The 25,319-nt window shown below is 70.4% G+C and carries 24 protein-coding genes and 1 tRNA gene; 10 read left to right on the top strand and 15 right to left on the bottom strand.

Features of this window, described 5'->3' with window-relative positions; genetic code table 11:
- Positions 1-61 precede the first annotated feature (61 nt).
- Complete coding sequence (locus tag PZB75_RS15270; protein WP_275535839.1) at positions 62-847, top strand: alpha/beta hydrolase; 786 nt, start codon at positions 62-64, stop codon at positions 845-847.
- Positions 848-1,127: 280 nt separating this feature from the next.
- Here PZB75_RS15270 and PZB75_RS15265 read toward each other — a convergent pair whose 3' ends face one another.
- The 4 genes from PZB75_RS15265 to PZB75_RS15250 form a co-directional block, all read right to left on the bottom strand.
- Entirely contained in the window at positions 1,128-1,580 is a 453-nt protein-coding gene (locus PZB75_RS15265) for a MarR family transcriptional regulator (RefSeq protein WP_275535838.1), read from the bottom strand.
- A gap of 180 nt (positions 1,581-1,760) precedes the next feature.
- The gene (locus PZB75_RS15260; RefSeq protein ID WP_275535837.1) at positions 1,761-3,059 is read right to left on the bottom strand and encodes an acyltransferase; all 1,299 of its coding nucleotides are present in this window, start codon (positions 3,057-3,059) and stop codon (positions 1,761-1,763) included.
- Positions 3,060-3,343: 284 nt separating this feature from the next.
- On the bottom strand, positions 3,344-4,738 hold the full coding sequence (locus tag PZB75_RS15255; protein WP_275535836.1) for an MFS transporter: 1,395 nt from the start codon (positions 4,736-4,738) through the stop codon (positions 3,344-3,346).
- Positions 4,739-5,076: 338 nt separating this feature from the next.
- Positions 5,077-5,706: an acyl-CoA dehydrogenase family protein gene (locus PZB75_RS15250; RefSeq protein WP_275535835.1), complete on the bottom strand. Its 630-nt coding sequence runs from the start codon at positions 5,704-5,706 to the stop codon at positions 5,077-5,079.
- 866 nt (positions 5,707-6,572) lie between these two features.
- Between PZB75_RS15250 and PZB75_RS15245 the strand changes: the two genes are divergently transcribed.
- Positions 6,573-7,157: a TetR family transcriptional regulator gene (locus PZB75_RS15245; protein ID WP_275535834.1), complete on the top strand. Its 585-nt coding sequence runs from the start codon at positions 6,573-6,575 to the stop codon at positions 7,155-7,157.
- A 432-nt stretch (positions 7,158-7,589) separates the two neighbouring features.
- On the opposite strand, the gene PZB75_RS15240 is transcribed toward PZB75_RS15245, so the two are convergent.
- The 3 genes from PZB75_RS15240 to PZB75_RS15230 form a co-directional block, all read right to left on the bottom strand.
- Entirely contained in the window at positions 7,590-8,279 is a 690-nt protein-coding gene (locus tag PZB75_RS15240) for an HAD family hydrolase (RefSeq protein WP_275535833.1), read from the bottom strand.
- A gap of 36 nt (positions 8,280-8,315) precedes the next feature.
- Positions 8,316-8,876, bottom strand: a complete 561-nt coding sequence (locus PZB75_RS15235; protein ID WP_275535832.1) for a LysR family transcriptional regulator — start codon at positions 8,874-8,876, stop codon at positions 8,316-8,318.
- Positions 8,877-9,095: 219 nt separating this feature from the next.
- Positions 9,096-10,205, bottom strand: a complete 1,110-nt coding sequence (locus PZB75_RS15230) for a ScbA/BarX family gamma-butyrolactone biosynthesis protein (protein ID WP_275535831.1) — start codon at positions 10,203-10,205, stop codon at positions 9,096-9,098.
- A gap of 145 nt (positions 10,206-10,350) precedes the next feature.
- Between PZB75_RS15230 and PZB75_RS15225 the strand changes: the two genes are divergently transcribed.
- Entirely contained in the window at positions 10,351-11,157 is an 807-nt protein-coding gene (locus PZB75_RS15225; RefSeq protein WP_275535830.1) for a ScbR family autoregulator-binding transcription factor, read from the top strand.
- A 183-nt stretch (positions 11,158-11,340) separates the two neighbouring features.
- Here PZB75_RS15225 and PZB75_RS15220 read toward each other — a convergent pair whose 3' ends face one another.
- Both PZB75_RS15220 and PZB75_RS15215 read right to left on the bottom strand, forming a co-directional pair.
- Positions 11,341-12,603 carry a transcriptional regulator gene (locus PZB75_RS15220; RefSeq protein ID WP_275535829.1) on the bottom strand — a complete coding sequence of 421 codons (1,263 nt, stop codon included), beginning with the start codon at positions 12,601-12,603 and terminating at the stop codon, positions 11,341-11,343.
- Between the two features lie 258 nt (positions 12,604-12,861).
- Positions 12,862-14,025: a sulfotransferase gene (locus PZB75_RS15215; protein ID WP_275535828.1), complete on the bottom strand. Its 1,164-nt coding sequence runs from the start codon at positions 14,023-14,025 to the stop codon at positions 12,862-12,864.
- 588 nt (positions 14,026-14,613) lie between these two features.
- Between PZB75_RS15215 and PZB75_RS15210 the strand changes: the two genes are divergently transcribed.
- The gene (locus PZB75_RS15210) at positions 14,614-15,465 is read left to right on the top strand and encodes an SDR family oxidoreductase (RefSeq protein WP_275535827.1); all 852 of its coding nucleotides are present in this window, start codon (positions 14,614-14,616) and stop codon (positions 15,463-15,465) included.
- A gap of 79 nt (positions 15,466-15,544) precedes the next feature.
- Positions 15,545-15,943 (top strand): hypothetical protein, encoded by a 399-nt coding sequence (locus PZB75_RS15205; protein ID WP_275535826.1) that lies wholly within the window; start codon positions 15,545-15,547, stop codon positions 15,941-15,943.
- Positions 15,944-16,411: 468 nt separating this feature from the next.
- Here PZB75_RS15205 and PZB75_RS15200 read toward each other — a convergent pair whose 3' ends face one another.
- A complete protein-coding gene (locus PZB75_RS15200) occupies positions 16,412-16,999 on the bottom strand; it encodes a TetR family transcriptional regulator (RefSeq protein WP_275535825.1) in 588 nt (195 codons plus the stop codon).
- A gap of 57 nt (positions 17,000-17,056) precedes the next feature.
- On the bottom strand, positions 17,057-17,368 hold the full coding sequence (locus PZB75_RS15195; RefSeq protein WP_275535824.1) for a hypothetical protein: 312 nt from the start codon (positions 17,366-17,368) through the stop codon (positions 17,057-17,059).
- A 78-nt stretch (positions 17,369-17,446) separates the two neighbouring features.
- Between PZB75_RS15195 and PZB75_RS15190 the strand changes: the two genes are divergently transcribed.
- Both PZB75_RS15190 and PZB75_RS15185 read left to right on the top strand, forming a co-directional pair.
- The gene (locus tag PZB75_RS15190; protein ID WP_275535823.1) at positions 17,447-18,700 is read left to right on the top strand and encodes an MFS transporter; all 1,254 of its coding nucleotides are present in this window, start codon (positions 17,447-17,449) and stop codon (positions 18,698-18,700) included.
- Between the two features lie 63 nt (positions 18,701-18,763).
- Positions 18,764-19,150 (top strand): nuclear transport factor 2 family protein, encoded by a 387-nt coding sequence (locus tag PZB75_RS15185; protein ID WP_275535822.1) that lies wholly within the window; start codon positions 18,764-18,766, stop codon positions 19,148-19,150.
- A gap of 302 nt (positions 19,151-19,452) precedes the next feature.
- Here PZB75_RS15185 and PZB75_RS15180 read toward each other — a convergent pair.
- Positions 19,453-19,525, bottom strand: a tRNA-Ala gene (locus PZB75_RS15180).
- Between the two features lie 169 nt (positions 19,526-19,694).
- On the opposite strand from PZB75_RS15180, the gene PZB75_RS15175 reads away from it, so the two are divergent.
- Together PZB75_RS15175 and PZB75_RS15170 are read left to right on the top strand one after the other, a co-directional pair.
- A complete protein-coding gene (locus PZB75_RS15175; protein WP_275535821.1) occupies positions 19,695-20,243 on the top strand; it encodes a DNA-binding protein in 549 nt (182 codons plus the stop codon).
- A 164-nt stretch (positions 20,244-20,407) separates the two neighbouring features.
- Positions 20,408-21,715: a serine/threonine-protein kinase gene (locus tag PZB75_RS15170; RefSeq protein WP_275535820.1), complete on the top strand. Its 1,308-nt coding sequence runs from the start codon at positions 20,408-20,410 to the stop codon at positions 21,713-21,715.
- A gap of 39 nt (positions 21,716-21,754) precedes the next feature.
- On the opposite strand, the gene PZB75_RS15165 is transcribed toward PZB75_RS15170, so the two are convergent.
- Positions 21,755-23,281, bottom strand: coding sequence for a hypothetical protein (locus PZB75_RS15165; protein ID WP_275535819.1), 1,527 nt, complete (start codon positions 23,279-23,281; stop codon positions 21,755-21,757).
- A 453-nt stretch (positions 23,282-23,734) separates the two neighbouring features.
- Positions 23,735-23,869 carry a DLW-39 family protein gene (locus PZB75_RS15160; protein WP_003958712.1) on the bottom strand — a complete coding sequence of 45 codons (135 nt, stop codon included), beginning with the start codon at positions 23,867-23,869 and terminating at the stop codon, positions 23,735-23,737.
- A gap of 313 nt (positions 23,870-24,182) precedes the next feature.
- On the opposite strand from PZB75_RS15160, the gene PZB75_RS15155 reads away from it, so the two are divergent.
- The gene (locus PZB75_RS15155; RefSeq protein WP_275535818.1) at positions 24,183-24,530 is read left to right on the top strand and encodes a DUF6344 domain-containing protein; all 348 of its coding nucleotides are present in this window, start codon (positions 24,183-24,185) and stop codon (positions 24,528-24,530) included.
- A gap of 85 nt (positions 24,531-24,615) precedes the next feature.
- Here PZB75_RS15155 and PZB75_RS15150 read toward each other — a convergent pair whose 3' ends face one another.
- Positions 24,616-25,287, bottom strand: coding sequence for a DUF2335 domain-containing protein (locus PZB75_RS15150; RefSeq protein ID WP_275535817.1), 672 nt, complete (start codon positions 25,285-25,287; stop codon positions 24,616-24,618).
- Positions 25,288-25,319: the final 32 nt, after the last annotated feature.

The following is a 25,319-nucleotide window of genomic DNA, read 5'->3' as shown; positions in this document are numbered from 1 at the left end:
ATCCATACGCATATAAATTACTGCGTGAGCCCCCCGTTACGATTCTTTGAGGGAGACCCCCATGCCCACCGTCTCGACTTCCGACTCCCTGGTGGAGTACTTCGTTTCCGGCGAAGGTCCCGGCCTCGCGCTGCTCCACGGAACCGGCGGCGCAGCGGAAGGCTTCGCCCATCTGCTGGACAGCTTCAACGACCGCCGTACGGTCGTCACCCCGAACTACTCGGGCAGTGGCCAGACCAAGGACTCGGGCGACCCGCTCACCGTCGAACTCCTCGTGGGCCAGGTCACCGCGGCCATTCGCGACGGTGTCGACGGCCCGGTCGACCTGGTCGGCTGGTCGCTCGGCGCGGTGACCGCCGCCGCCGTCGCGGCCGAGCACCCGGAGCTGGTCCGGCGACTCGTCCTGCTCACCGGCTGGGCCTCGCTCGACGCCCGCCAGAAGATCTTCTTCGATCTGTGGCAGCGCCTCGACGCCCTCGACCACGACGCGTTCGGCCGCTTCCTCCAGCTGCACGGCTGGACCGACGGCCAGCTGAACAACTTCGGCGTCGACGGTGTCGAGGGCATGCTGGCGGGCGGTGTGCCGGAGGGCATCGGCCGTCAGATCGCCCTCAACATGGAGGCCGACATCACCGACCTGCTGCCGAAGATCACCGTCCCCACGCTGGTGATCGGCGCCACGCACGACCGGATGGTCCCGGTCGAGCACTCCCGCCGGCTCCACCAGGCCATCCCGGGCAGCCGCTACGCCGAGCTGGACGCGGGCCACTTCGCCCTCTTCGAGAAGGCCGACGAGCTGACCGCGCTGCTCAAGGAGTTCCTGTACGAGGAGAAGCAGGGCGCCTGACACCTCGGCCCGCGGCCCGGAGGGGCCGTACGGACACCGTTCCCGGACAACGCTCGACGTTCCTGGACGACGTTCCGTACGGCCCCTCCGGGCTTTTCCACGTCCTCGGCGCGTGACGGACGGGCGTGGGCTCACCGGTCGTGCGCCCGCCCGCTGCGCCGCCGGCCGGGGCCCGTAACGCCGACGCGTACCGAACCGCGAGCAGGGCCATCAGTACGCACGAAACCGCGGAGGAGCGGAGCCCCGGCACGTACCGGATCGTCGGTACGTGCCGAATCGATCAGACGGACGGGTCGTGCCGCAAGCGGGCGACGAGTGACGCGGTCGAACTGTCGAACGCGGCCATGTCCAGCGCCACCCCCAGTTCCTTGCCGAAGGTGCCGTCGGCCTCCGCCACCAGTTCCTTGCCCTGCTCGGTGATCCGGGCGTACATCGCACGGCGGTCCTGGTCGCTGATCGTGCGGGTGGCGAGCCCTCCGCTCTCCAGCCGGCCGACCAGGCGGCTCATCGTGGACTGGCTCATGCCGACGGCGTCCGCCAGCTCCTGCATCCGCATCCCGCCGCCCTTCTCGACATCGGCCAGCGTGGACAGGACGGTGAACTCCGAGACGCTCACACCGTGCTGACGCTGCAACTTCTTGTCGAGGGTGCCGCCCACCCGGTTGACGAGCAGGAGCAGCTGTCGCCACAGCTCGTGTTCGCTGTTCCTGCGCCCTCGCGCGGCAGCCACCATTTCCGCTCTCCACGACTCGTCGTCCTGCGTCCCGCTCCGGGAACAGCCTTCACGCACAGCTTTCACATACCACTTCAATACTAATGCTTACGCAAGCACTGGCCACAGCAAGAGACCGGCCGATGTCCGACCGGGTGGGTCGGACATCGGCCGGCGGAGGCAGTGGCCGTACGGATCAGGTCAGGCGCCGGACGCACCGCTTCCCGCGGTGGCCTTCTCCTCCGTCCGCGCCACGGCCCGCGCGGAGGCGTCGTCCCGCATGCCGTCGATCGGCGCCTCCGTGATCCGCAGGTCGGTGCTCCGAGCGGTGGCGCTCTGCGGAGTACGGCGGCGCGGCCTGCTGAAGCGCCGCATCATCGGGGTCTCGACGACCGTGTGCAGCAGCCAGGCGACCGCGAGGCTGAGGCCCATGTAGAGCGCGATGACACCGATGCCCACGGGCGTGCTGTACAGCTCGGTGTAGCCCAGCAGCGAACGGAAGTAGATCATCACGACGCCGTGCACCATGTAGAAGGCGAAGGACACCTCGCCCAGCCACAGCATCACCCGGCCGCGGAACGGCGACCTGCGTCCGCTGAGGTCGGTGGTCGCGGCGGCGGGGATGAGCAGGGCCAGCGGGATGAGGGCGGCGGCGTTGAGGCTGAAGAGCCACGGCACGACGTTCGCCACCGCGTAGCCGACGACCAGCAGGGCGGCGGCGGGCAGCAGCCGGAGATTGATCCAGCGACCGCTCAGCACGATGCGGGCCATGAGGATGCCGAGCACGAACTCCAGGGTGCGGACCGGCGGCAGCATGTAGACGACCCAGTACTGCCAGTCGGAGACGGGGAAGCCGTTGGACATCGTGCCGTCCGGGAGCGCGACGTACGCGACGGCCGGGATCAGGGTCACGACGGCGACCACTCCGGCGGCCCAGGCCCACAGCCGCGCCGGGTCGATCTTCTTGATCCAGCGGTGCAGCAGCGGGAACGACAGGTAGAAGATCACTTCGCAGGAGAGCGACCAGCTCGGCGGGTTGATGCTCAGGAAGGTGTCGTACCGGGGAATCCAGGTCTGCACCAGCAGCAGGTTGGGCAGCCACTGCCGCCACGTCGCCGTGGCACCTGCGAAGAGCACCATCGCCAGGGCCCAGGAGACCACGTGGTTGGGGTAGAGCTTGACCAGTCGGCGCCGCATGAAGCGGCGGGGGGTGTCGTCCGCCTTCGCCGAGTAGGTGAGCACGAATCCGCTGAGTATGAAGAAGAACGAGACGCCTATCCATCCGGTCTTGGTGAAGACGGAGTGGTAGATGTCGGACGCCGTGCCGGAGAACGGGTTCAGCGGCGGCTCCGTCGTCAGCGACGAGTGGAAGAAGAAGACCATCACGGCGGCGACGAACCGCATGCCCGTGAGCGAGGGCAGTCTGGACAGCAGGGTCGACCGGCTCGGCGGGCTGGATGGAGCGGGGGCGGCTTGTCGTGGTGACGACTGGCTCGGCATGAGCTTTCCCTTCAGGAAGATCTGGCGGCTCTGGACGTGGGGGAGTGTTGAGAGTGGGAGTTCTGAAAGTGGGGGGTGGGGGATGGGGGGGTTCCACGTGGGGGAGGCCGGTTCGGCGAACGGCCGGCGGGGGGAGGCCGGTTCGGCGGACGGCCGGTGAGGGGCAGCCGGTTCGGCGAACGGCCGGTGAGGGGAAACCGGTTCGGCGAACGGCCGGTGGGGGAGCGGCAGCCGAAAGGAAGCGTGGGTGGAGAACAGGTGGGGGGAGGGAGACCCTGTGTCGGTCAGCGGCCACCACCCCCCACGGCGAGTTCTTCGGAAACCGGTCCGGACTCGCCCGAAGCCACCGCGCCGCCCGAAGCCACCGCGCCGCCCGAAGCCACCGCGCCGCCCGAAGCCACCGCGCTGACCGAAGCCACCGCGCTGACCGAAGCCACCGCGCTGACCGGAGTTGACGCTCCGGCAGGCGGTCGGTCCGCGCCCGGTGAGGTACGCGGCGCACGGCGGCTCGTCAGGTACAGGGCCAGTGCGACAAGCCCGGCCGCGCCGGTGAGGACCGCCGATGCCACGGCGACGCCGCCCACGCCGAAGGACGAGTCGATGACCGTCCCCCCGTACCAGGAGCCGATCGCCGCCCCGAGGCCGAAGGCCGACATGTTGACGGTGACCGAGAGGGCCGGGGCGTCCGCGGCCTGGTGGAGGGTGTAGGTCTGGAGGACGGGTACGACCACGAAGGTGGCGAGCGCGAAGACCAGCACCATCACGACGGCGAGCGGCCGGACCGGTCCGAGCAGACCGAACAGCAGGCAGGCGGCGGTGAGCGCGCCGAGCGACGCCACGAGCGAGGGCAGCAACGACCGGTCGGCGAGCCTGCCTCCGATCATGTTCCCGGCCAGCGACCCGAGGCCGTAGACCACGAGCAGGACGGGAACGGCCGTGCTGGACACCCCGCTCACATCGGTGAGGACCGGCACCATGTACGTGATCAGCGTGAACATTCCGCCGGTCGCGAGCACGGTGACGACGATGGAGAGAAGCACGCCCCGGGACGCGAAGACCCGGATCTCCCTGCGGACCGATGCCGTCGGGTCGGCGGCGCCTGCGGGCAGCAGCCAGGCGAGTAGCGCCACCCCGGCCACGGAGAGCACGGCGATGGCCCCGAAGGTCGTACGCCATCCGAAGTGCTGCCCGACCAGCGTGCCGACCGGCACACCGAGCACGGTCGCCAGGTTGTAGCCGAGCACGGTCGTGGAGACGGCGGTACCCGCCTTCTCGGGGGCCACCATCCCGGCCGCGACCACGATGCTGACGGCGACGAAGGTGCCCTGGGTCAGGGCGCAGACGACGCGGGCCACCACGAGGACCTCGTACGAGGGAGCCAGCGCCGCCAGCGTGCTGCCGGCCAGGAACGTCACCATCAGAGCGATGAGCAGACGTCTGCGCGGCAGTCGCATGGTCAGCCCGGTGACCAGCGGCCCGCCGACGACCATCGCCACGGCGTAGAAGGTGACGAGCAGTCCCGCCGACGAGATCGACACGTCCAGGTCGTCGGCCAGTTGGGGGAGGACTCCGCCGGGGAGCAGTTCGGCCGTCCCGATACAGAAGATGGAGACCATCAGGGCCAGCAGACGCAGGGGCACGGCCCGGCCCCCTCGGCCCTCGGTGTCAGTCGGTCGCACGGACTCTCCTCTCGTCATCGCCTTGGATCGCGAGAGGAGCTTGCCACATCAATGCATGCTGAAGCATCTATTATCGCGAACGCCGATCGGTGAGGCGACGGGTGGGACGGAGCGGGACGGGGAACGGGCACTGCGGGATGCGCGCGGGGCGACAGGTGGGGCGTGGCCTATGAGGCGGGGGCGAATTTCGGTGACCTGGGTGACCTGGGGCGCGTCCCGCGACACAGAACGCGCCCCACACGACTCTCACGACCTTCCCCGCGAGGGACGCGTCTCGTTCACGACCGTGACCGCGAGAAACGCATCCCGCACGATCGTCACCACACGCCCCGCACGCCCTACCCGAGTGCCACCCGCGCGTACGCCGCCGAGGCCGCCGGCAGGCCGAGCGTGGCATGGCTCGCCACCACCTGGATGTCCCGCCAGAACCGCTGGACGTCACTGCTCTCGTCGTGCGCCGACGTACCGGACTGCCGCACGATCCGTTCGACGGCCCCGAGCAGCAGCTCCACGGAGACGGCGCAGTCGCGGACGTTGCGCGCGATGAGCGCCGGGTCGATCTCCGCCTCGTCCACCTCGTCCGCCTCATTGGCCACCCGTTCCAGGGCGAGCCGGGCGAGATCGATCTCGGCGGACGAACGGGCCAGCACCCGCTGGACATCCACGTCCTCCCGGGCGAACCGGCCGTCGCGCAGTCGCCGCCCCGCCGTCACCGACTGCCAGGAACGCAACGCCCCCCGTGCCGCACCGAGCGCGGGAGCGCAGAAGAACAGCGAGGCCACCAGGTCGTACGGCACCCGGTGGCAGCGAGCCGGCTCGGTCCAGGCGCTCCCGTACGCCAGTGACTCGCGGAGGAAGGAGCGGTGCGCGGGCACGAAAACCCCGTCCACGCTGACGTTGTGACTGCCGGTTGCGCGCAGGCCGACACTGCGCCAGGTGTCGTGGACCCGTACGTCGGAGCGCGGCACGGCGAGCACCCGACAACGGGCGGCGCCGACTCCCGTACCGGCTCCGCTCCCGTCAACGGCCTTCCCTGGAACAGCACTTAGTCCAATACCTGCACCTGCACCTGGGGCATCGACACTCTCCATGGTGGACAGCAACACCCAGTCCGCGTGTTCCACGCCACTCGCGTAACCCCATCTCCCGGATATTTTCCAGCCACCTGTCACCGGCACGAGTTCCCCGGCAGGCGGTACGACCGCCGCCGCGACGGAAACGTCGGGAGACGCACCCCACAGGTCTCGCTGTCCGGATTCGGGCAGCGCGGCTGCGAGCCTGCCATGCGCGGCTCGGAGCGCGGCGCACCAGGCCGTGGACGGGCACGCCTCCCCCAGGGTGACGACGGCGTCGAGCAGTTCGCGGAAGGTCCCCGCGGCACCGCCCCACCTCTCCGGTACGAAGTGCCGGGCGAACCCCGATCCCCCCAGAGCGGTCACCACTTCGGGCGTGAGTGAACGAGACCGTTCGGCTGCGGCGGCGTCGCCCGACGCGACCGCGGCGACTTCGGCCAACCCGGTCCCGAGGGCCGGAAACCCCTCGCGCGTACGGCTTCGTGCGTATGTGGCAGACATCAGTGGTGACTCCTGTCATCGAATGACCGGCGAGAGATCCGCCGATGAGTGGCGCATGGCCGGGCCATGGCTGAGACGTGGTCGGACGGGGTAACCGGCCGGGGTGAACCCTCGGCCAGGGATGGCCGTTCGGCCCGTTCGGCGAGCGGCCGGTTTCGGTTCGCCTGACTTGCCCGAACAGACGACCGTGGAAAAAGATTCAGTTATGAAGGTATTTATTGAGCGGACCCGCAGGTCGGCCAAGGGACACGGAGCATGTGATGGCTAAGCAGGGCAGGGCCCAGCGCACCCGGGAGCTGGTACTGGACTCGGCCGCCATCGAGTTCGCCGCCCATGGTTTCGCCGGTACCAACCTGCAGTACGTGGCCGAGCGCACCGGACTGACCAAGGGCGCCCTCTACGGCCACTTCGCCTCGAAGGCACTGCTGGCGGCCGAGCTGACCGACCAGTTCCAACAGTCCTGGAAGGACATCCTCGGCCCCGCCCACACGCACACCGGCTCCCCCATGAGCGCGCTGCGCCGCCTCGCCCTCACCCTGACGGAACGTCATGACATCGACATGCGTTTCCAGGCCGGACTTCGCCTGGCGACGGAGGACGCGCGCAACAGCGGCGGCCGTTCCGCCCAGCTCGATGACCTGCACGAGCTGATACTGAGCCTGATGAAGGACGCCCAGCGGCTGGGCGAGGTCCCCCCGCGGCACAGTCCCGAGACGCTCAGCTGCATCGCCCTCGCCATGCTCTTCGGAATCCAGCAACTCACGGCCCTGGTGAAGACCGACGACCTCCTGGAGCGGATACGCACCATGTGCGAGGTCCTGATCCCGACGGGCAAGGACATCTGACACCCGTGGTCACGCCGTAACGCCGTCCGGTCCGGAGGATGTCACCAGCGCGGACGAGCCAGGTGAGACGAGTGGTACGGGCGGGACGGATGACCGAGTTGGGGCCAGTTGAGGCGGGTGAAGCAGATGAGGCAGATGCCGCAGGGACGACGTGCGCGAAGGGACCCGACGGGACCGACAGGACCGACAGGACCGACAGGACCGATGGGCATGTCGGAACCGATGGGCATGTCGGAACCGATCGGACCGACCCGACCATCAGGCACGTCGGAACCGATCGGACCGACCCGACCATCAGGCACGTCGGAACCGATCGGACCGACCCGACCATCAGGCACGTCGGGATCGACCGGATCGGCCGGCGTTTCGGTCTGCGGCGCGGGGCGTGCGGGTCCCGCACCGCGTCGCGCACCGCGTCCGGCACCACGCCGGTCACACTCCGGCGGGGACACCCTCCGTCACGCCCGGCAGTCGTCGCAGACCCCGGTCGTCCGCGTACCGCATGAGGACGGGATCACTTCCGACGACCACCGGAGTGCCGACCGTTTCCAGCAGCGGCAGATCGCTCTCGTGGTCCCCGTACGCGAAGCAGTCCCGTGGATCGATGCCCAGCGCGTCCATGAGGCCGCGGGCCCGCACCGCCTTCTCCGGACCGATCACCGGAGCGCCGACTTCTCCTGTGAGCCGCCCTTCGGCGACCAGCGGGACGGTTCCGATGGCCAGATCGGCACCGATGTGCGCCGCGATCGGTTCCAGGCACACGCCGAACGAACCCGAGACCAGCACGGTCAGATGTCCGGCATCGGCATGTGCGCGCAACGCCGACAGAGCCGGTTCGTGGAACAGGCCGGGGCCCAGCTCGGATGCGAACCAGTTCCGCCCGGTGCGGGCCAGGGACTCGGGATCGCAGCCACGGAAGTGGCGGTAGTAGAAGCGGTTGAGCTCCTGGCGCGGCTCCCCGGTGGCGCGGCGCCGGCGCAGCTCGGCTCTGAACTCCTCGTAACGGTCCGGAGGATGACCCCCGACCGCCCAGTGGTACGCGAGGAAGCGGGTCATGCTGGTGATGGTGACGAGTGTTTCGTCCACATCGAAGAACGCGGCGGTGCGAGCTTGCGAGGTCACGATGTCCCTTCGATCGCCGGACCCTGTCACGAGCCGTCATGTGCCTTGCCTATGAATGGTGTTACCGGCCCTTGCGGACTCCCGTCCGGTCATGGCCCCGACCGCGTGTCGATCGATCGCGTCTCGATCGGCCGCACGGCGAGTGGCCGCGTCTCGATCGATCGCGTGTCGATCGGCCGCACGGGCGAGTGGCCGCGCGGCCGGGCCGCCTACGGCTGCGGACCGTCCGGCATCCGGGGCTCCTGGGGCACCCGGCGGGGCACCCGGGGCTCCCACGGCCGAGGACCTTCCGATGCCCGGACCGTCCACGGCCGCGAGACGCCTCGTGGGCGGGCGCGACACCGCGGCCACCTCGCACCGGGCGAGCGGCAGCAGCCGAAGGATCTCCTCGGCTCGCGGAAGCAACACCCGTCCGGCATCGGTGAGTTCGAGCGGAAGGCGCCCTCGGCGACGGAACAGTTCGGCGCCGAGGGACGCCTCCAGCAGCTTGATGTGCCCGGTGAGGGTGGACTGTGCGCAGTACAGATTCCTGGCGGCCTGGGTGAAGCTCAGTTCACGTGCCACCTCACGGAAACCGCGCAGGTGTTGGAGTTCCATGTGGGCCCCCTCGTCCGGTCGGCGTCACGCCGACCCCCACTGATGGCCCGCCCCGTGAGCGCCGTCGGCGCCATCGCCGTCGCCGTCGGCCTCACCGTTCCCGCCGTCGGCGCCATGGCCATCGGCGCCTACCCCACCGATCACGCCGTCGACGGTGTACGCGAGGCCAACAAGGTCCCCGTCGGGCGTACGGAACCGGGCCGGTACGTCCAGCGAGCGTCAGACGCCCGGACGGAGCCGGTAGACCATCTCGGCCTGCGCCAGCGTGTTCCCGCCCTGGAGCGCGGCGACGAGAACGGTGCGTACCGGGGCGCCGGGCCGCGCGGAACCGCCCTCGCGCGCGGTGATGGTGACGTGCTCGTGCAGTTCGCCGAACCTGCCGAACGACACCCGCGAGGCGACCGGCACATGGCGCGCTCCGACGCCGGACCCGAAGTCGTGGCCGGGCGCCCCCTGGCCGATGAGCAGATGCCCGGCCTGTCGGAACGCCTCGACGAGCACCATGCCCGGTACGTGGTCCGAAGGGTGCTCGAAGTAGCCCGGGTGCCTGGTGTCCAGCCGCAGCCGCCAGCTTCCGGCCTCACCAGCCTTACGTGTCACGCCTGTCCCGACCGTCCCGACTGTCCCGTTGGCCTCACCGACCTCACCGACCTCACCGACCTCACCGACCTCATCAACGGGAGCAGGAGAGAGCAGTACGTTCTCCGCGCGCCTCAGCCCGGCATCGGCCGCCAGGCACGGCGCACCCGACATGGGGGGCGGCTGGACGGGCAGCGGCGCGGGGGCCGCGCGGCGGTAGCGCAGCCGCCGGTACTGCGCGGAGCCCACCACCAGGAAACGCACCGCGGCGCGGGCACAGACCACCCCGCCGACCTCGACCGAGGTCTCGACCCGCGCACCGAACCGACCGTCCGGTTTCTCCGGATCACATGTGAAGGAGCTGTCGAGCACGACCTGGAGCGGTACGCCGCCCTTCGCTCGGAACGGGGCGGGGTTCTCTATCCGGAAGTCCAGATCGCAGAAGATGAAGTGCCGCGTCAGGGGCACATCGTAGAAGCGGTGCACCAGAAAGATCGCGGCCTGCCGAACCGTCTCCGCGAGGAGCATCGGATCGCTGTAACCGGCGGCGTCGAGCTGGTACAGAGCGTGATTGCGCGGCCACTGCGCCGCGACGAGGAATCGGTCGCGGTCGAGCCGGCAACTGTCGGTGAGGAAGACCTCGGCCACCGAGGCGCGATGGACCAGCGCACGCGGAACCGTGCGGTCGAACCTCAGTTTTTCGCGAACCTCCGGAGCCGTCGGCTCACCTCGGAAGGATTCGGATCTCATCGGCAACGTGCTGGGCAACATCAATACCCCCCAGTATCTGTCCGCGCAGCGGAAGTTGGCAGCCACTCGCTGGAGTGAAAATATACCTTCCGGAATGTATATTACAAGCGCCCCAGGGCGGCGCAGCACGAGAAAGAGGAGTCACATGGCCCCCACGGACCACTCGCACACGGCCGTAGCAGCCGCCTCGGGCGGCTCTCTCCACAGCCCCGAACCCCCTGTCGACCCATCCGCCCCTTCCCGCCCGTCCACTCCCACCAGTCCCGCCACCCCCACCGGACCGTCGGACGCCGACGCGGGCGCGAGTACGGGCACTGGCGCGAGTACGGGCACCGGGGCGAGCGCGACCACGGGCCGGTCCTCCAAGGAACCGAAACAGGAGCGCTCGCGCCGCACGAGGACGCAGATCCTCCACACAGCGGCGGAGATCTTCGCCGAGCGCGGCTACCCCAAGGTGACGCTCCAGGACGTCGCCGAACGCGCCTCGATGACCAAGGGCGCCGTCTACTTCCACTACGACAACAAGGAAACGCTGGCCTGCGCCGTCGTACAGGAGCACTACTCGCGCTGGGCCGAGCTCATCCAAGGGGTGTACGAACGCAAACTCTCACCACTGGACACGCTGTACGAGGTACTGGAGGGCGCGGCGTACGCCTTCCGCGACGACATCGTCATCCAGGCGGGTTCCCGGCTACAGATCGAGCGCTCGCTGATCGCCACCACGCTCCCCAAGCCGTACGAGGGCTGGCTCACCACCATGAGCCGACTGACCAGCGAGGCCAAAGCGGCCGGGCAGTTGCGCCCCGAGGTCGACACGGAGGCACTGGCCCGGGTCATGGTGGCCTCGTTCTTCGGCGTACAGCATGTGTCGGACGTGCTCCATGGGCACAGCGATCTGCTGGAGCGGTATCACGAACTACGCGACATCGTGTTCGCAGGTGTGACCACGTAGGAACGGTGTGATCGCACCATGCCATTAGTACGAACAGTGCGAGCTGCACGAAACCGTCCCGCCCAACTGAGCGGGGATGCCCGGGGAGGTCGGGGCCTCCCCGCTCTTTCGCGTATCGAGGACAGCCGCCCCTCCTGACCGCTCATCCTCACTCCTCACCCCTCGCCACTCACCCCCCGCCGCTCACCCCTCGCCCCGCTGCCCGTCCACCCCCGCCGGTACATCCACACGCGTCCCCCCGTCAACACACCCGAATGCGTCCGCACCCGCGTCTGCCGGGGCGTCAGCGCATCCCGCGCGCCGGCTCGCGCTCCGGGCGAACCGCTCCCAGACCAGCGCGTAGTCATGCGCCAGATCGGCCACCGCCCCCGCAGCGTGCGCGGGTACCGCGTCCAGCAGCGATTCCGCCGTCACGGGGTCGACGGCCCGGGCGGCCAGCCAGCGCAACAGGGCTCGGCCGGACTCCGTCAGCTTCAGGGAGGGGTCTCTGAGCAGGGACCGCAGGATCGTCGCCTGGTCCCGAGCACCACTACCGTCGTCCCGGCCGCCGCCGCCGCAGTCGCGCCCCGGTGGCATCACAGGACCGGGCCGGGCAGCGGACCGGCGCCGCCGAGGACTCACCGGGTCCTCACCCCTGCGCATGCGCTGCCGCACGTCGTGCGCGGTGCTCAACGAGATGCCCGCCGCCGCGGCGACCTCACGGAGGGTGGCCTGTGGCCGACGGGTGATCACGTCACGGGCCGCCTCACGCCCCCGCGCCGCGCCGACCGGCCGAGTCCGCCCGTCCTGCCCGATCCGCCTTTCCTGCCCGATCCGCCTTTCCTGTCCGGTCCGCCCGTCCTGCCCCGTCCAGGTGTCCTGCCGGACGCGTCCGACCTCGTCCTGCCCGGTACCCTCCCGACCCTCCCGCGCTTTGTTCGACCGAGGAAAATCCTCGGTCGAACATCGGCGGACCACGGCGACCGTCTTGGGGGACAGCCCCGTCGTGCGGGCGACGGCCCGGTCCGAGCGGTCCGGGTGGTGCGCCAGTATCCGCGCGGCGGCGGCCCTGCGGTCGGCGTGCGAGAGCGGCAGCCCGTGGGCGGTGTTCGCCTCCACCGCCCGCAGCCAGATCCCGTCCTCGGGGCCGTCCCAGAACGTGACCGCGATGTCCCGCTCGCCCCGGAGCCGGGCAGCCCGCAGCCGGTGCCGACCGTCCACCACCCGCATGGTGGCCCGGTGAACCAGGAGGGGCGGCGGGTCCGTGTCCAAGGCGGCCAGCAGACCGACGTACCGCAGGTCCTCACCGTCGAGCCGGGGTGATTCGGAGGGCACCAGCGCGTCGAGCGGCACCCGGGTCCCCCCGGACACCGCCGGCCGACCGGCCGTCGCGACGCCCCGCACGGGCGGGACGGCGGACAGTCTCACCGGCTCGCCGGACAACGGCACATACGCGGGAGTCGCCATGATTCACCTTCCAAGGACCGCGAACACACGGACTACGGACACACGGACTACGGGGACACGAACTACGGGCACACGAAATGCGGGACACGAACTACGGCACACAAACTGCGGAATCAACGAACGAACAGTCACCACGAACCATCACCAGCACCACCCACCAGCAGCACCGCCTACCACTCACCACCCACCACCAGCACCGCCCACCACCCCCAACGACCTCCCCGCACCAAGGCCCGCACCAACACCCACACCCGCACCTCACACCCCGTACATAGCCCGATACACCGCGAACCGCGCGTCCAACTGCCGCCGCGAAAGCCCGAATTCGCCCGGCTGGAAAGGCCGCGCCCGCCGCAACCCGTTCCCGACCCGGCCGGCCAGTTCCGCGACATGGCGGTCGACCGAGGCGATCGGCGTCACCCCGGCGAACCGGAGCACCCGCCGCACCACCCGTACCGGTTCCGCCACCAGCTCTTCGAACCGGACGTCGAGCACCCGCTCACCGGGCACCGCCGCCCGCGCCGCCTCCGACGCCGCGAAGTGCCGCTCGACCCGGGACACCCACTCCCGCCCGACCTCCACCGGATTCACCGCCGCCGACACCTGAGCCCGCCGCGCCGCGCTGATCCCCGCGCTCGCCGACACCACGTCCGCCGGCCCGCGGTGCAGCCGCACGACCCGCGCGTCCGGATAACTCCGCACGAGCGCGTGCAGATGGCGTGAGTGGAAGGGATCACGCAGTACGAGGGTCGAGCCCGGAATCCGCCAGGTGACCGCGCGCAGCTGCTCCCGGTGGAAGTCGTACGCGTCCATCAGATCCCGTGTTTCCAGCCAGGCCGCGTAACCGGGCACCCGCCACGGCACCGACAGCATCGGGCTCTGGAAGGCGTTCTCCAGCAGTCGGTGGCAGCCGCCGGGCCGGGTGGCCCCGGTCAACTGCCCCACCCCGCGCCCCGCCACCGGCCGCCGCGCGTCCTCCGCCCGCAGCCGGGTCCGGTCGATGAACGACCGCCGACGACCGGGATGCGACAGTTGCGCCGCCGGGCTGCTCAGCTCCCAGAGCGCCGGGCCGTCCAGCCCGGGGTGTTCGACCAGCAGGTTCTGCAACAACGCGGCCCCACTGCCGGGCAGCCCGGTGACGAAGACCGGGGCCACGACGTCCATCCCCCGGATCTCCGGATGCCGGCGCCCCAGCCGCCCGATCAACTCCTGCTGCTCCAGCGCCGCCAGCAGCCTGCGCCGCGCTGCCGCGACACCGTGCTCGCTCAGCCCGGCCTCGGAGTTCAGCGACTCCACCAGCCGCTCGAACGCGGGCCGGAACCGCGTCCGCGCGACAGCGCCGACAGCGGCTCCCGCATCGGCCAGCAGCTCGTCCGGATCGAGGGCCCCGCCACCGGCACGACTCCGCCGCCGCACGGCCACCGCGCCGGTCCGTTCCCCACTCCGCTCCCCGTCCGACTCACCGCACGGGACCCGACGACGGGACCCCCACAGCGCTGACACCGTGCCAGGCGGGAAACCCGACCCCGCCAGGTCCGGGACGAACACACCCTCCGAGGACCACATCGCCACTCCCCCCGTCGCCGGTTGTCGCCCCGCCGGGTGCGCGGGCAACGAGACCACTCGCCTCATAGTTCGACCGGAGACCAATAAATCAAACCTTTGCGAAGGTTTCAAATGTCTTCACAGAAATCGATACGGCTCCGATGACGACTCGCGTACTCCCCCACGCGGGACCCCCACGCGGGCCAGGGCCCCAGAGGGCCGCCTGACCTGCGAACCGCAGATCGGGCAGCGGGAGGCGGGGTGGCACCCCCAACCGGAGTTCCCCAAGGCGCGTGCCACCGCCGCGCCACCGCCGCGTCACCCCCGGCCGAACAGCGCTGCCCCGCGCGCGGAATCACCCACCCCCACTAAAATTCACGTGAAGCCCCCAAACGGAAACAACTCACATATTCAAGAAAAGCCCACACGCACCCACCAAAAACGGCGCGGAAAGGCGGAACCGGCATGACGGGAACAGGAACGATTCTGATCACCGGAGCGGGCACCGGATTCGGCAAGGAGGTCGCGCTGCGGCTGGCCTCGGCCGGTCACGACGTGATCGCGGGCGTGGAGATCATCGCCCAGGTCTCGGAGATACGGGCGGCGGCCCAGCAGCGGGGCGCGGAGCTCCGGGTCGAGAAACTGGACGTCACCGACCCCGACGACCGGGAGAACGCCTGGACGTGGGACGTCGAAGTGCTGCTCAACAACGCGGGCATCTCCGAGGGCGGCTCGACGGTGGACATCCCCGCCGACCGTCTGCGCCGTCAGTTCGAGGTCAACGTCTTCGGACCGATCCTGCTCACGCAGGGTTTCGCCAGGCGGATGGCCGCGCGCCGGAGCGGCAGGATCGTCTTCATGTCGTCGGTCGCCGGACTGACCGTGGACCCCTTCACGGGCGCCTACGCCGGTTCGAAACACGCGGTGGAGGCGTTCGCGGACGCCCTCGACCAGGAGCTCGCCGAGTTCGGGATCACGGTGGCCACGATCAATCCCGGGCCCTTCCTCACCGGCTTCAACGACACCATGTTCGAGACCTGGAAGACCTGGCGCGACGACCCCGGACAACGCCTGTTCGACTACTCCCGGCTGGCCTTCCCGCACGAGCAGTACGACCCCGAGCCCGTCTACGACACCACCGTCAAGGTCCTGCTCGGCGAGGACACCCGCTACCGCCACCTGCTGCCCACCGAGCTGGAACCCGGGACCCGCGAACAACTGGACGCCCAGTGGGAACGCCGGCTCAACGACGGCACCCGCCCAGCCCCGGTCCACACGGCGTACGACATGACCCCGGGCACGCCGGTGACCGGCTGACACGCCCGGCGATCAGACGCGCACACCGGTCCGCCCATGACCCGGCATGATTTCGAGGAGCATTCGCCGACAGGTCCCCATGTTCCTGCTCCCGCCGTGGATCGTGGAACACACCGCCGCTCCCCGGTGGACGACCTCCGCGATGCTCGTCCCGAACACGATCCTGGTGGTCGTCCTCCAGGTCCGCTTCAGCCGGAGCGTCGGCGACGTGCCGTCCGCGGGACGGGCGATGCGGTGGGCGGGCGTGGCCATCTCGGCGGGCCTGGTCCTGATGGCGCCGGCCGAGAAGCCCCCGAGCCCACTGGCCGTCCTCCTCCTGGCGGCGGGGACGGCCGCGTACACCCTCGGCGAGATCTGGCACTCCGCGGCCTCGGCCGAGTACTCCTTCGGCCTCGCCCCGGCCGGCGCGCAGGGCCAGTACGCCGGGGTCTTCGGCTGGGCCACGGCCTGGCCGAGGGGGCGTCACCGGCGATCATGAGCGCGCTCCCGCCGGCCCTGGGCCTCCCCGGCTGGCTGCGCCTCGCCCCCCTTCTCCTGGCCACGGGCCTGGCCTGCTCTCCCTTCATGGCGCACCTCTCCCGCCCAGTGCCGGGCTCCGAGGCCCCGGACGTACCCACCGATGGGCACGAAGACCATCGAACTCGTGAAGGAGATCCCGAACCTCCACCTGGACCTCGGCTCGTCATTCGTGTCACCGGCGCCGCGCCTGACAGCCGCGGAGGTGCCCGAGCACTGCCTGTTCGGCTCCGACGCCCCTTCCGCAGACGTGCACAGCAACCGAATCCTGATCGAGCGGACAGTGCGGGATCATCCCGCGGCTCGTGACCGGATCATGGGTGAGAATCTCGCCGAAACCGTTCGGACTGGCCACCGGCTGACCCGGGACCGGACCACGCAAGGGCGTCCGGATCGGTTCCGGCCGCCCTTGCGCGCGTCCGCCGGGGGCTCAGGCTTGGCCGGCGATCGCCTGAGCGGCGGCGACAGCGGCCTGCTTGACCCGGTCGAGGGCTTCCGGATCGTCGCCCATGATCATGCGGGTGACCTGCGGAACGGCCAGCGGCCAGCCGACCAGGCCCGTGAAGAGCAGCAGCGCGGCCCGGGAGTCCAGGCCCTTTCCGCCCGGGCCCGCGAACGCCCCCATGTCGCCGACCGATCTCGCCTTCTCCTGGTAGTGGGCCGTACGGGATACCTCGTCGGGCACGGGCACCTTGGGGTACTCCAGCGCCTCCCACAGCAGCAGCCGCAGGATCGACGGATGCTCCTGGTGGTAGGTGAAGAGCCGGTCGATGTAGTCGGCGACCTCACCGGCCCCGGACGAGGGCGGCACGGCCTCGGCCAGCTCGTCGAGGGCGCGGCCCAGGACGGTGGAGAAGAGCGTGTCCTTGTCCCCGTAATAGAGGTAGATGGCCTGTTTGTTGGCCTGGGCCGCCTGCGCGATGCGGTCGACGCGCGCTCCCGCGACGCCGACACGGGCGAACTCCTCCAGCGCGGCCTCGTAGATGCGGTTTCTCGTCTGCTCCGAGCGTGAGCTCACTCGTCGGTTCCTCCTTGAACGGCTGACGTCACATAGTGCCCGCCCCCAGCGAGCCGTTCAGGCATGGCACAGATCTACGAACAGGCCCTGACCAAACCGTCCGGTTGATTTAAACCAACCGGTTGGTTTAAATGGCACCCATGAGCTTCCCCGAATCTCCGGGAACGGAGACGCCAGCCATGAACCGGCGCCGTCCAGGAGCGCGAGCGAGGCCGGACCGGGCTGATCGGGGCCACCTTCTGGCGCGACGGCGCCTTCGGCGGCGGCACCATCACCGATCTGGAGGCGGCCATGCGCTCGGGAATCGTCGACGTCATCCAGATCCCGCTGAACCGCCCCGCCGATGTCCAACGAGGAGAGATCCGCCATCGCCGCCTTCCACGACTGACAAGCAGGGCCGGCACCGGCGCTTCCACCCCCACCCGATCTCGACACCTAGGGAATCCCATGTCCGAATCGGACACCGCCCCCGCGCCGGCCGCCCCGGGACCGGCCCGCCTCACCAAGGACCCGTCGGGCCCCGCCGTCCACCCCGCCCTGTTCCTGATGATGGCGGTCTGCAGCGGCGCCACCGTCGCCAACGTCTACCTGGCGCAGCCCCTCCTCGACCTGTTCGCCCGGAACCTGGGCATCTCGGACTCAGCAGCCGGGATCGTGGTCACCTGCGCGCAGTTCGGGTACGCCGCGGGCATCCTCTTCCTGGTCCCGCTCGGCGACGTGCGCCGCCGGCGTCCGCTGCTGACGGCCATGCTCGCGGCCACCGTCCTCATGCTGCTGATCGCCGCCGCCGCACCCGGCCTGTCGGTGCTCGCCGCGGCGGCCGCGCTGATCGGTTGCGCCACCGTCGTGCCCCAGGTCCTGGTGCCTCTGGCCTCCGAGCTCGCACCGCCCGAGAAACGGGCCTCGATCGTCGCCAACGTGCAGATCGGCCTGATGAGCGGCATCATCGGCTCCCGCGTCATCGGTGGCCTCGTGGGCGAGGCGTTCGGCTGGCGCGCGGTCTACATCCTCGCCGCCGTCCTGACCGCCCTCACCGGCCTGATCACCCTGCTGCTGCTGCCCCGCGAGTCGGCCCGGCCCGCCATGCCCTACCGAGATCTGCTGATCTCGCTGCCCCGACTGCTGCGCCAGGAGCCCGCGCTGCGGCACGCCTGCCTGCTGCACGGCGCGCTCTTCGGCGCGTACACCGCCACGTGGGCCACGCTCGTCCTGGTCCTCACCGGCGAGCCGTACGGATACAGCAGCGCGACGGCCGGCCTCTTCGGACTGCTCGGCCTCGCGGGAGCCTTCGCCGCTCCCTGGGCAGGCCGGTTCGTCGATCGCCGGGGAGCGAGCCCGATCATCGCCGCCTCGCTCGTACTCGCCCTCGTCTCAAGCGGGGCCTACGCGCTGGGGGGCAGCACCCCGGCCTTCATGATCATGGCGATCGTGCTGGTGAACGTCGCCGTGCAGTGGAGCCAGATCGCCAACCAGGCCAGGATCTTCTCCTACCTCCCCGAGGCCCGCAGCCGCGCCAACACCGTCTACATGGTCGCGGTGTTCCTCAGTGGGGCTGTCTCCGCGGCTCTCGCCAGCGCCTGCTACGGCGCCTACGGCTGGAGCGGCGTCTGCACCGTGCAGGGCGTGCTGGCCCTGGCCGGACTCGCCGTACTGCCCGCCGCTCGCCGCTACGACCACCACACCGAGAGTGCCGTCGGCTGACCCGCAGGGGCCCGACACACTCCTCGCATCCGCCGGACGCCCCATCAAGAGAGAAAGAGACCCATGACATTCCCCGCCATGCCCAAGTCCGTCCTGCAGTTCTTCACCGCATCCCAGAAGGGGGACGCGGATGCCTGGGCCGACGCGTTCGAGGAGCACGCGACGTTCCACGACCCGGTCGGCGCGGACCCGATCGAGGGCCGCGAGGCCATCCGGGCTTTCGTCAAGTCGGTGATCCCCAGCTTCGATCCCTTCCTGGGCCTGACCCCCACCGAGGCCCACATCGTCGGTAACTCCGTGGCCGTCTCCTGGCGCGGGGCCGCCGTCTCGCTCGACGGCAAGTCGGTCAACTGGGCCGGCATCAATGTCTACGAGATCGGTGAAACGGGGCTGATTCGCGAGGCGAAGGCATACTTCAACCGGTCGGTCTTCGAGGCTCAGCTCCAGTAGCACAAGAGAGACCGCACCCGCCGGCTCATGCGGACAACGCCAGGCCCCGGCGACACGGAGGCTGACCCGGTTTCTCCCCCGTAGCCGGGTTCACCGGGGCCCCCGCGCTGGTTCAGATCGGGGAGGGCGGCATCGACAGCGCCGACGGCACCGTGAAAGGCGACCGGTCCATGGTGCGTGACCACGGCCCCGGACAACCGCGCTCCGCCCAGGGCGTCCTGGGCCGCGCGGGCCGACCATCGCCAGGCATGGAGAAAGCCCTCCTGACCAGCGTTTCCGCAAGTCGAGAGGGCTTTCAGACGTGGAGCCTAGGGGAGTCGAACCCCTGACATCTGCCATGCAAAGACAGCGCTCTACCAACTGAGCTAAGGCCCCGAGGAAGGACAGCACCCGACGCCCCAGCGCCTCGGCAACCGTCGCGGACCAGACTACCGGGTCGATGCCGGAATCCCACACCAGGCCGAGGGCTCCCCGTGGGCGACCACTCTCCGTAAGATGCTCGTCGAGGTTCGCAGCAGCGAAGCCGCAGCGAAGGGGAGACGCCATGGACGCAGCGCAACAAGAGGCAACGGCAAGAGCCCGGGAGCTCCAGCGCAGTTGGTACGGAGAGCCGCTGGGGGCGCTGTTTCGTCGGTTGATCGACGACCTCGGCCTGAACCAGGCCCGGCTCGCCGCCGTCCTCGGACTGTCCGCGCCCATGCTGTCCCAGCTGATGAGCGGTCAGCGTGCCAAGATCGGCAACCCCGCCGTCGTACAGCGTGTCCAGGCCCTTCAGGAGCTGGCGAGCCAGGTCGCCGACGGCAGCGTCAGCGCGGGAGAGGCCACCGACCGGATGACGGAGATCAAGAAGTCCCAGGGCGGCTCCGTGCTCACCAACTCCGGCCAGACCTCGGCCACCGGCGGAGCGCCCACCGTCCGCCGGGTGGTCCGGGAGATCCAGTCGCTCCTGCGGTCCGTCGCGGCGGCCGGTGACATCATCGACGCCGCCGACGCCCTCGCCCCGACCCATCCCGAGCTGGCAGAGTTCCTGAAGGTGTACGGCGCCGGCCGCACCGCCGACGCGGTCGCGCACTACGAGGGACACCAGAACTGAAGCCGGTACGGACCGGCAGGACGGCCGAACGGCGAGAAAGTGGAACACCGGTGCGATACGGAGGGGAGCACCGGTACCGGTGAGCGGAATCAGATCGCGGTCACCGGCCGTGCCCGGAAGGCTCCGGGCACGGCCGACAGAGGACGGGGAGCGGGCGCAGCGCAATGGGTGAGGTCTTCGCCGGTCGGTACGAGCTGATCGATCCGATCGGGCGCGGTGGGGTCGGTGCCGTCTGGCGGGCCTGGGACCACCGCCGTCGCCGCTACGTGGCGGCCAAGGTCCTTCAGCAGAGCGATGCGCACACGCTGCTGCGCTTCGTCCGCGAACAGGCTCTCCGGATCGAGCATCCGCACGTCCTCGCGCCCGCGAGCTGGGCCGCCGACGACGACAAGGTCCTGTTCACCATGGACCTGGTGAGTGGCGGCTCGCTCGCCCATGTCATCGGCGACTACGGCCCGTTGCCTCCCCGCTTCGTCTGCACCCTGCTCGACCAGCTGCTGTCCGGACTGTCGACCGTGCACGCGGAGGGTGTCGTGCACCGTGACATCAAGCCCGCCAACATCCTCATGGAGGCGACGGGTCCGGGACGGCCGCATCTGCGCCTCTCCGACTTCGGTATATCGATGCGCAAGGGTGAGCCCCGGCTCACCGAGACCAACTACGTGGTGGGCACGCCCGGTTACTTCGCGCCCGAGCAGATGATGGGGGCGGAGCCCGACTTCCCCGCGGACCTCTTCGCCGTCGGTCTCGTGGCTCTCTACCTCCTCCAGGGCCGCAAACCCGACTCCCGGGCGCTCATCGAGCACTTCGCCTCGCACGGCACTCCCAGCGCTCCGGAGGGCATTTCCGAGCCGCTGTGGCAGGTCATCGCCGGGCTGCTGCAACCGGACCCGCAGGCCCGGTTCCGGACTGCCACGGGCGCGCGCAAGGCGCTGACCGCGGCGGTCGACATGCTGCCCGAGCCGGGCCCGGACGAGGAGACCGTGGAGGTCTTCGACCAGATCGGCCCCCTGCCCGCCGGCTTCGGCCCCGACGGCCCGCTCGCACCTCACCCGGCCCCCGCGCACCAACAGACCCCGTACCGGCCCGCTTCGATGTCCGAGACCGGCAGTTTCCACCTCGCCCCGCCGCCTCGACAGTCGCCCACTCCGCAGTCCTCAACTCCGCAGCCGTCCCCTCCGCGGTCGCCCGTCCCGGCACCCCCGGTACCCCTGCCGACGCAGCCGACCCACCCGATGTCCTCCACCCCCCAGACGGCCACCCCCTTCGCCACCCCCGTCACCTCACCCATGGCTCCTGCGGCTCCGCCACCGTACGAACCGGCCCCCGCCATCGGACCGCACCCCGCGCCCGGGTCCGCTGTCCGGCCCTCGCGGACGCGGCCGGGACCGCCCCCGAAGGTGGCGGTCCCGGTTCTGCTGGTGGCGCTGATCTGTTTCGCGGTCGGCATCTGGGCCCTGACCCGGATCTGAGCCGAGGGCAGCGGCGACCGGCCCGGCCCGGCCTACCGCCTACCGCCCCGGAGGCGGCTGGCCGCCGACCCCTGACGTCCCACCAACCCCTGACGTCCCACCGACCCCCGGCATCCCACCAGCCCCGGGCACCCCTCCGACCCCAGGCCCTGGCGTCCCACCGACCCCGGACCCCCCGCCCGGTCCCGGTCCCGCACCCATCCCACCCGCCACGCCACCGACCATGTGGCCCGCCGCCTCCTGGCCCGCCCCCTCCGAACCCGCCGCGCGCCGGCGCGCGAGCAGCGTCCACACGCCGAGCCCGAGCACCAGCACGGCGCCCGTACCGATCCCGCCCGCCGCCACCATCCGCATCGTGCCGCTCTCCGCCGCCGGCGAGCCGCCGCTCCGGCCGGTCCTCGCCATGTCCCGGTCGCCCTGCGAGACACCGAAGATCCCGGCCGCCCCCTGGTACGGCGTCGGCTTCGCCTTGCCCTCGACGCTCACCCTGAGGACGAGCGGAAGCGCCTTGCCCCCGTACGACTGCCCGACCTGTGGGCTCAGCGTCACCGACAGGTAGTACCAGCCCGCGAAGCGCATCGCGCTGACGCCGTTGCCGGCGTCGAAGCGGTTCTCGTACGCCACCGGCGGCACCGGGTCCAGCGCCGCAGAGGTGGGCTCGCCCGAGTACGACAGCGTCGTGCCGTCCACGTGCCCGTGCGCCGGGTTGTCCAGGGCCACCGCGAGCGCGTTACCGATGTACTTGGTCGAGACCGTGCTGCTGCCCAGGTCGGCCGTGACGAAGAGCTGCTGTCCCCAGTCCACCGGCACCCGGTAGAAGAGCGTCCGCCCCGGCTCGATGTCGTCGCGCCACTCGCCGGTCTCCAGACTCGTCGCGTCGTGGTAGCCCGTACCCCCGGCGCGCCTCTGCTGGCCCCCGGTCGGCGGCGGGGGCGAGGCGGACGGCCAGTTCTCCGGTGCCTGGGTGGGCACCGACCCCGCGGACTTCAGGCCCGGCTCGGTCTCGTACCGCAGCTCCAGGTCCCATTCCTCGTTCGAGGACGTCGGCTTGGTCTCACGCTCGATCAGGACGTTGTACGTCCCGGCCTGTTGGCAGCTGCTGCCGTCCTTCTCGATGAGCCGTGCGGCGTACGCGGCGATCGGCCGCGGGAACTCCGCAGACCCGAACCTCGCGTCCTGCGAGTCGCACCGCAGCCCCTTGCCGTCCTTGACGCTGACCGTGATGCCGTCCCCGTAGGCGACCTTGCCGCCGCCGCCCTTCGGCACCGCGACCGCCGAGACGTACGCGTCGGTCGCGTCGTCGAGGTCGAGCCGGTAGTAGAGCTTGCCGCCCGGCCCGATCGAACTCCGGTACACCGCCCCGGACTTCATCGACGCGGCATCGCTGTTGATCTCCGTGCCCTTGATCGGCTCGGCCGCCGGATCGAAGGTGTACGAACCGGGCCCGTCCGCCGCGTACGCGTGGCCCGGCAGCGCCGTCACCACGCACGTCGCCGCCACTGTCCCCGCGATCGCCGCCGCGATGACGGTCAGGACGGCCCGGCCTCCGTTGCGCTGCCTCTTCACTCGCTTCCCCCGTTGTCCGTGCGGTCGCCCGATGATCGTGTACGGGCACGAGCCCCGCGACCAACGCCGTCACCGCGCCTCAGCACCGCCGTCGACGCTCCGGCCACCCAGGCAGCGGCCGCACTGCCGTTCCATCCTGCCCCGCCCGCCCCAGGGCTGTCTCCGGTCGGCACCGTCTTGACCGCTTCGCACGGATTGCCCGGCTCCGCAACCGACGCGTGCCGGATCGCCCCGCCACAGCCGGCACCCGGCGCCCCGCACCCGGCAGCTCACCCGGCACTTTGCTCACGCAAGCAAACGGTTCGCTCAGGCGAACCCGTCCCCACTGCCCACCGGCTCCGTGACGGCCCGCCGACTCCGCCCACCACCTCGCCCCTCGGGAGCCCGGAAGCCCCCGGACCAGCACGAAGCCCCGGCCGCTGAGCGACCGGGGCTTCGACAGGCTGTTTCGTCTCACACACCCGAACCTGCGGGCACGGAGTCGGTCGCCTCCGTCCACAGATCCTGCTCGGCGCGATCCGCCTGGATCTGGCGGTACACGAGGAGCCCGCCGATGGCGGCCAGTGCGACCAGGAGAAGCTTCTTCACCGCGCGACCTCGTCTTTCCTTGACGTGAGGGACTTCTGCGGCCCGACTATACACACCGGTCGATACCGATCGGTGACCTCCCCGGGCCCCGGACACCGCCTGCTCCGCTCCCGTTCCCCGCACTCTTCGCACTCCGTCCCTCACCGCTCCACAACCAACCCATGTCTGGATTGATCCGATAGAGGCTGATTGCACCATCAGAGTGGTGTTCATCCGAAGATCGGCGCATGGAGGGCGTCAATCACCGAAATCGACCACGCGATCCACATCATCAGGGAGGTAAGCAAATCCCGCCACCCGAAAGTGAGGGGCCATGAGCACCTTCAGGGCCAAGAGCGTCTGGACCGCCTTCATCACCGCCTTCTTCGCACTTCTCGCGTCGATCGGCCTCGTCACAGCCTCCGCGTCGGCCACGCAGCCGACGGCCATGAACCAGGAGCACACGGGTGCGACAGCGGCAACCGCGACCGTCCCGTCGGCCCGATGGGCCCTTCCGCGTGACAGGGCGCTGCCACCCACGATGAAGCAGCGCATCCGGGCCGAGGCCCACGGCTCCTCCCCGGCCACCCGCCACCTGCCCGCCGAGGCCGCGGAGACCATGAACGCCCTCCGCGCCGGCCAGCTGGACCCGGCGGTCGCCGCCGCGCTGCTGCCACCGTGACCTCGTACCACCTGATCCTCAGAGCCCCCGGCCCGGTTCACACCGGCGGGGGCTTCTTCGTACGCTCACACCACCGGGGGCCGCTTCACGCGCCGCCACCCCCTTCGCTCCCCTCACCGCCGCTGTCCGGCTCCCCCGACGGAAGCGCGGCGCGCTCGGGCGCCGCGCCACCGACGGGTGGTGACTCCTCGGCGCCGAGGCGCTGCCCCGTGATGAAGACACCGACCACCGCGGCCACGTCCACGCCACCGACGACCGCCGCCCAGACGGGCTCACCGAGAATCGCCAGGGTGATGGCGAGCGACGCCATGATCGCCAGAGCGGTGAGCGCGAAGAACTGACCACGGGTGGCCAGCTTGTAGGCATGAGTGGCGTCCTGGCGGTCCATGTCGTGCCGGTGCGCCTGTTCACGCTCGGCCATCGCCATGATCCGCTCGGCGAACCCGCTCTGCACGCCCTCGTAGCCGTGCAGCGTGGCCGGATCGGGGATCGGGCCCCGGTGCCTGATCTCGGAGCGCACCACGCGCCTGATCTGGCTCACCGAGGCGGGCTCGACGAGCGGAATCGCCTCGGCGAACCCTGTCTCGTGCCGGACAAGCCCTCCGCCGGGACGAGGGATGCGCTCCGAACGGGCTGGTTCCCCCGGCCCGGACGGCTCCTCCGGCCCGGACGGCTCCGGCACCTCGGCCGGTCCTCCCGCCACGTCCGGCGCTTCCGCCTCGGCCGGTTCTCCCGCCTCCGCCGGCGCTTCCGCCACGGCCGGTTCTTCTGAACGCGGATTCTCTTCGA

This window comes from Streptomyces sp. AM 4-1-1 (assembly GCF_029167625.1).
Lineage (GTDB): Bacteria > Actinomycetota > Actinomycetes > Streptomycetales > Streptomycetaceae > Streptomyces.
The sequence above is the reverse complement of the archived record's forward strand: the minus strand, read 5'-3'. Positions and strand labels throughout refer to the sequence as shown.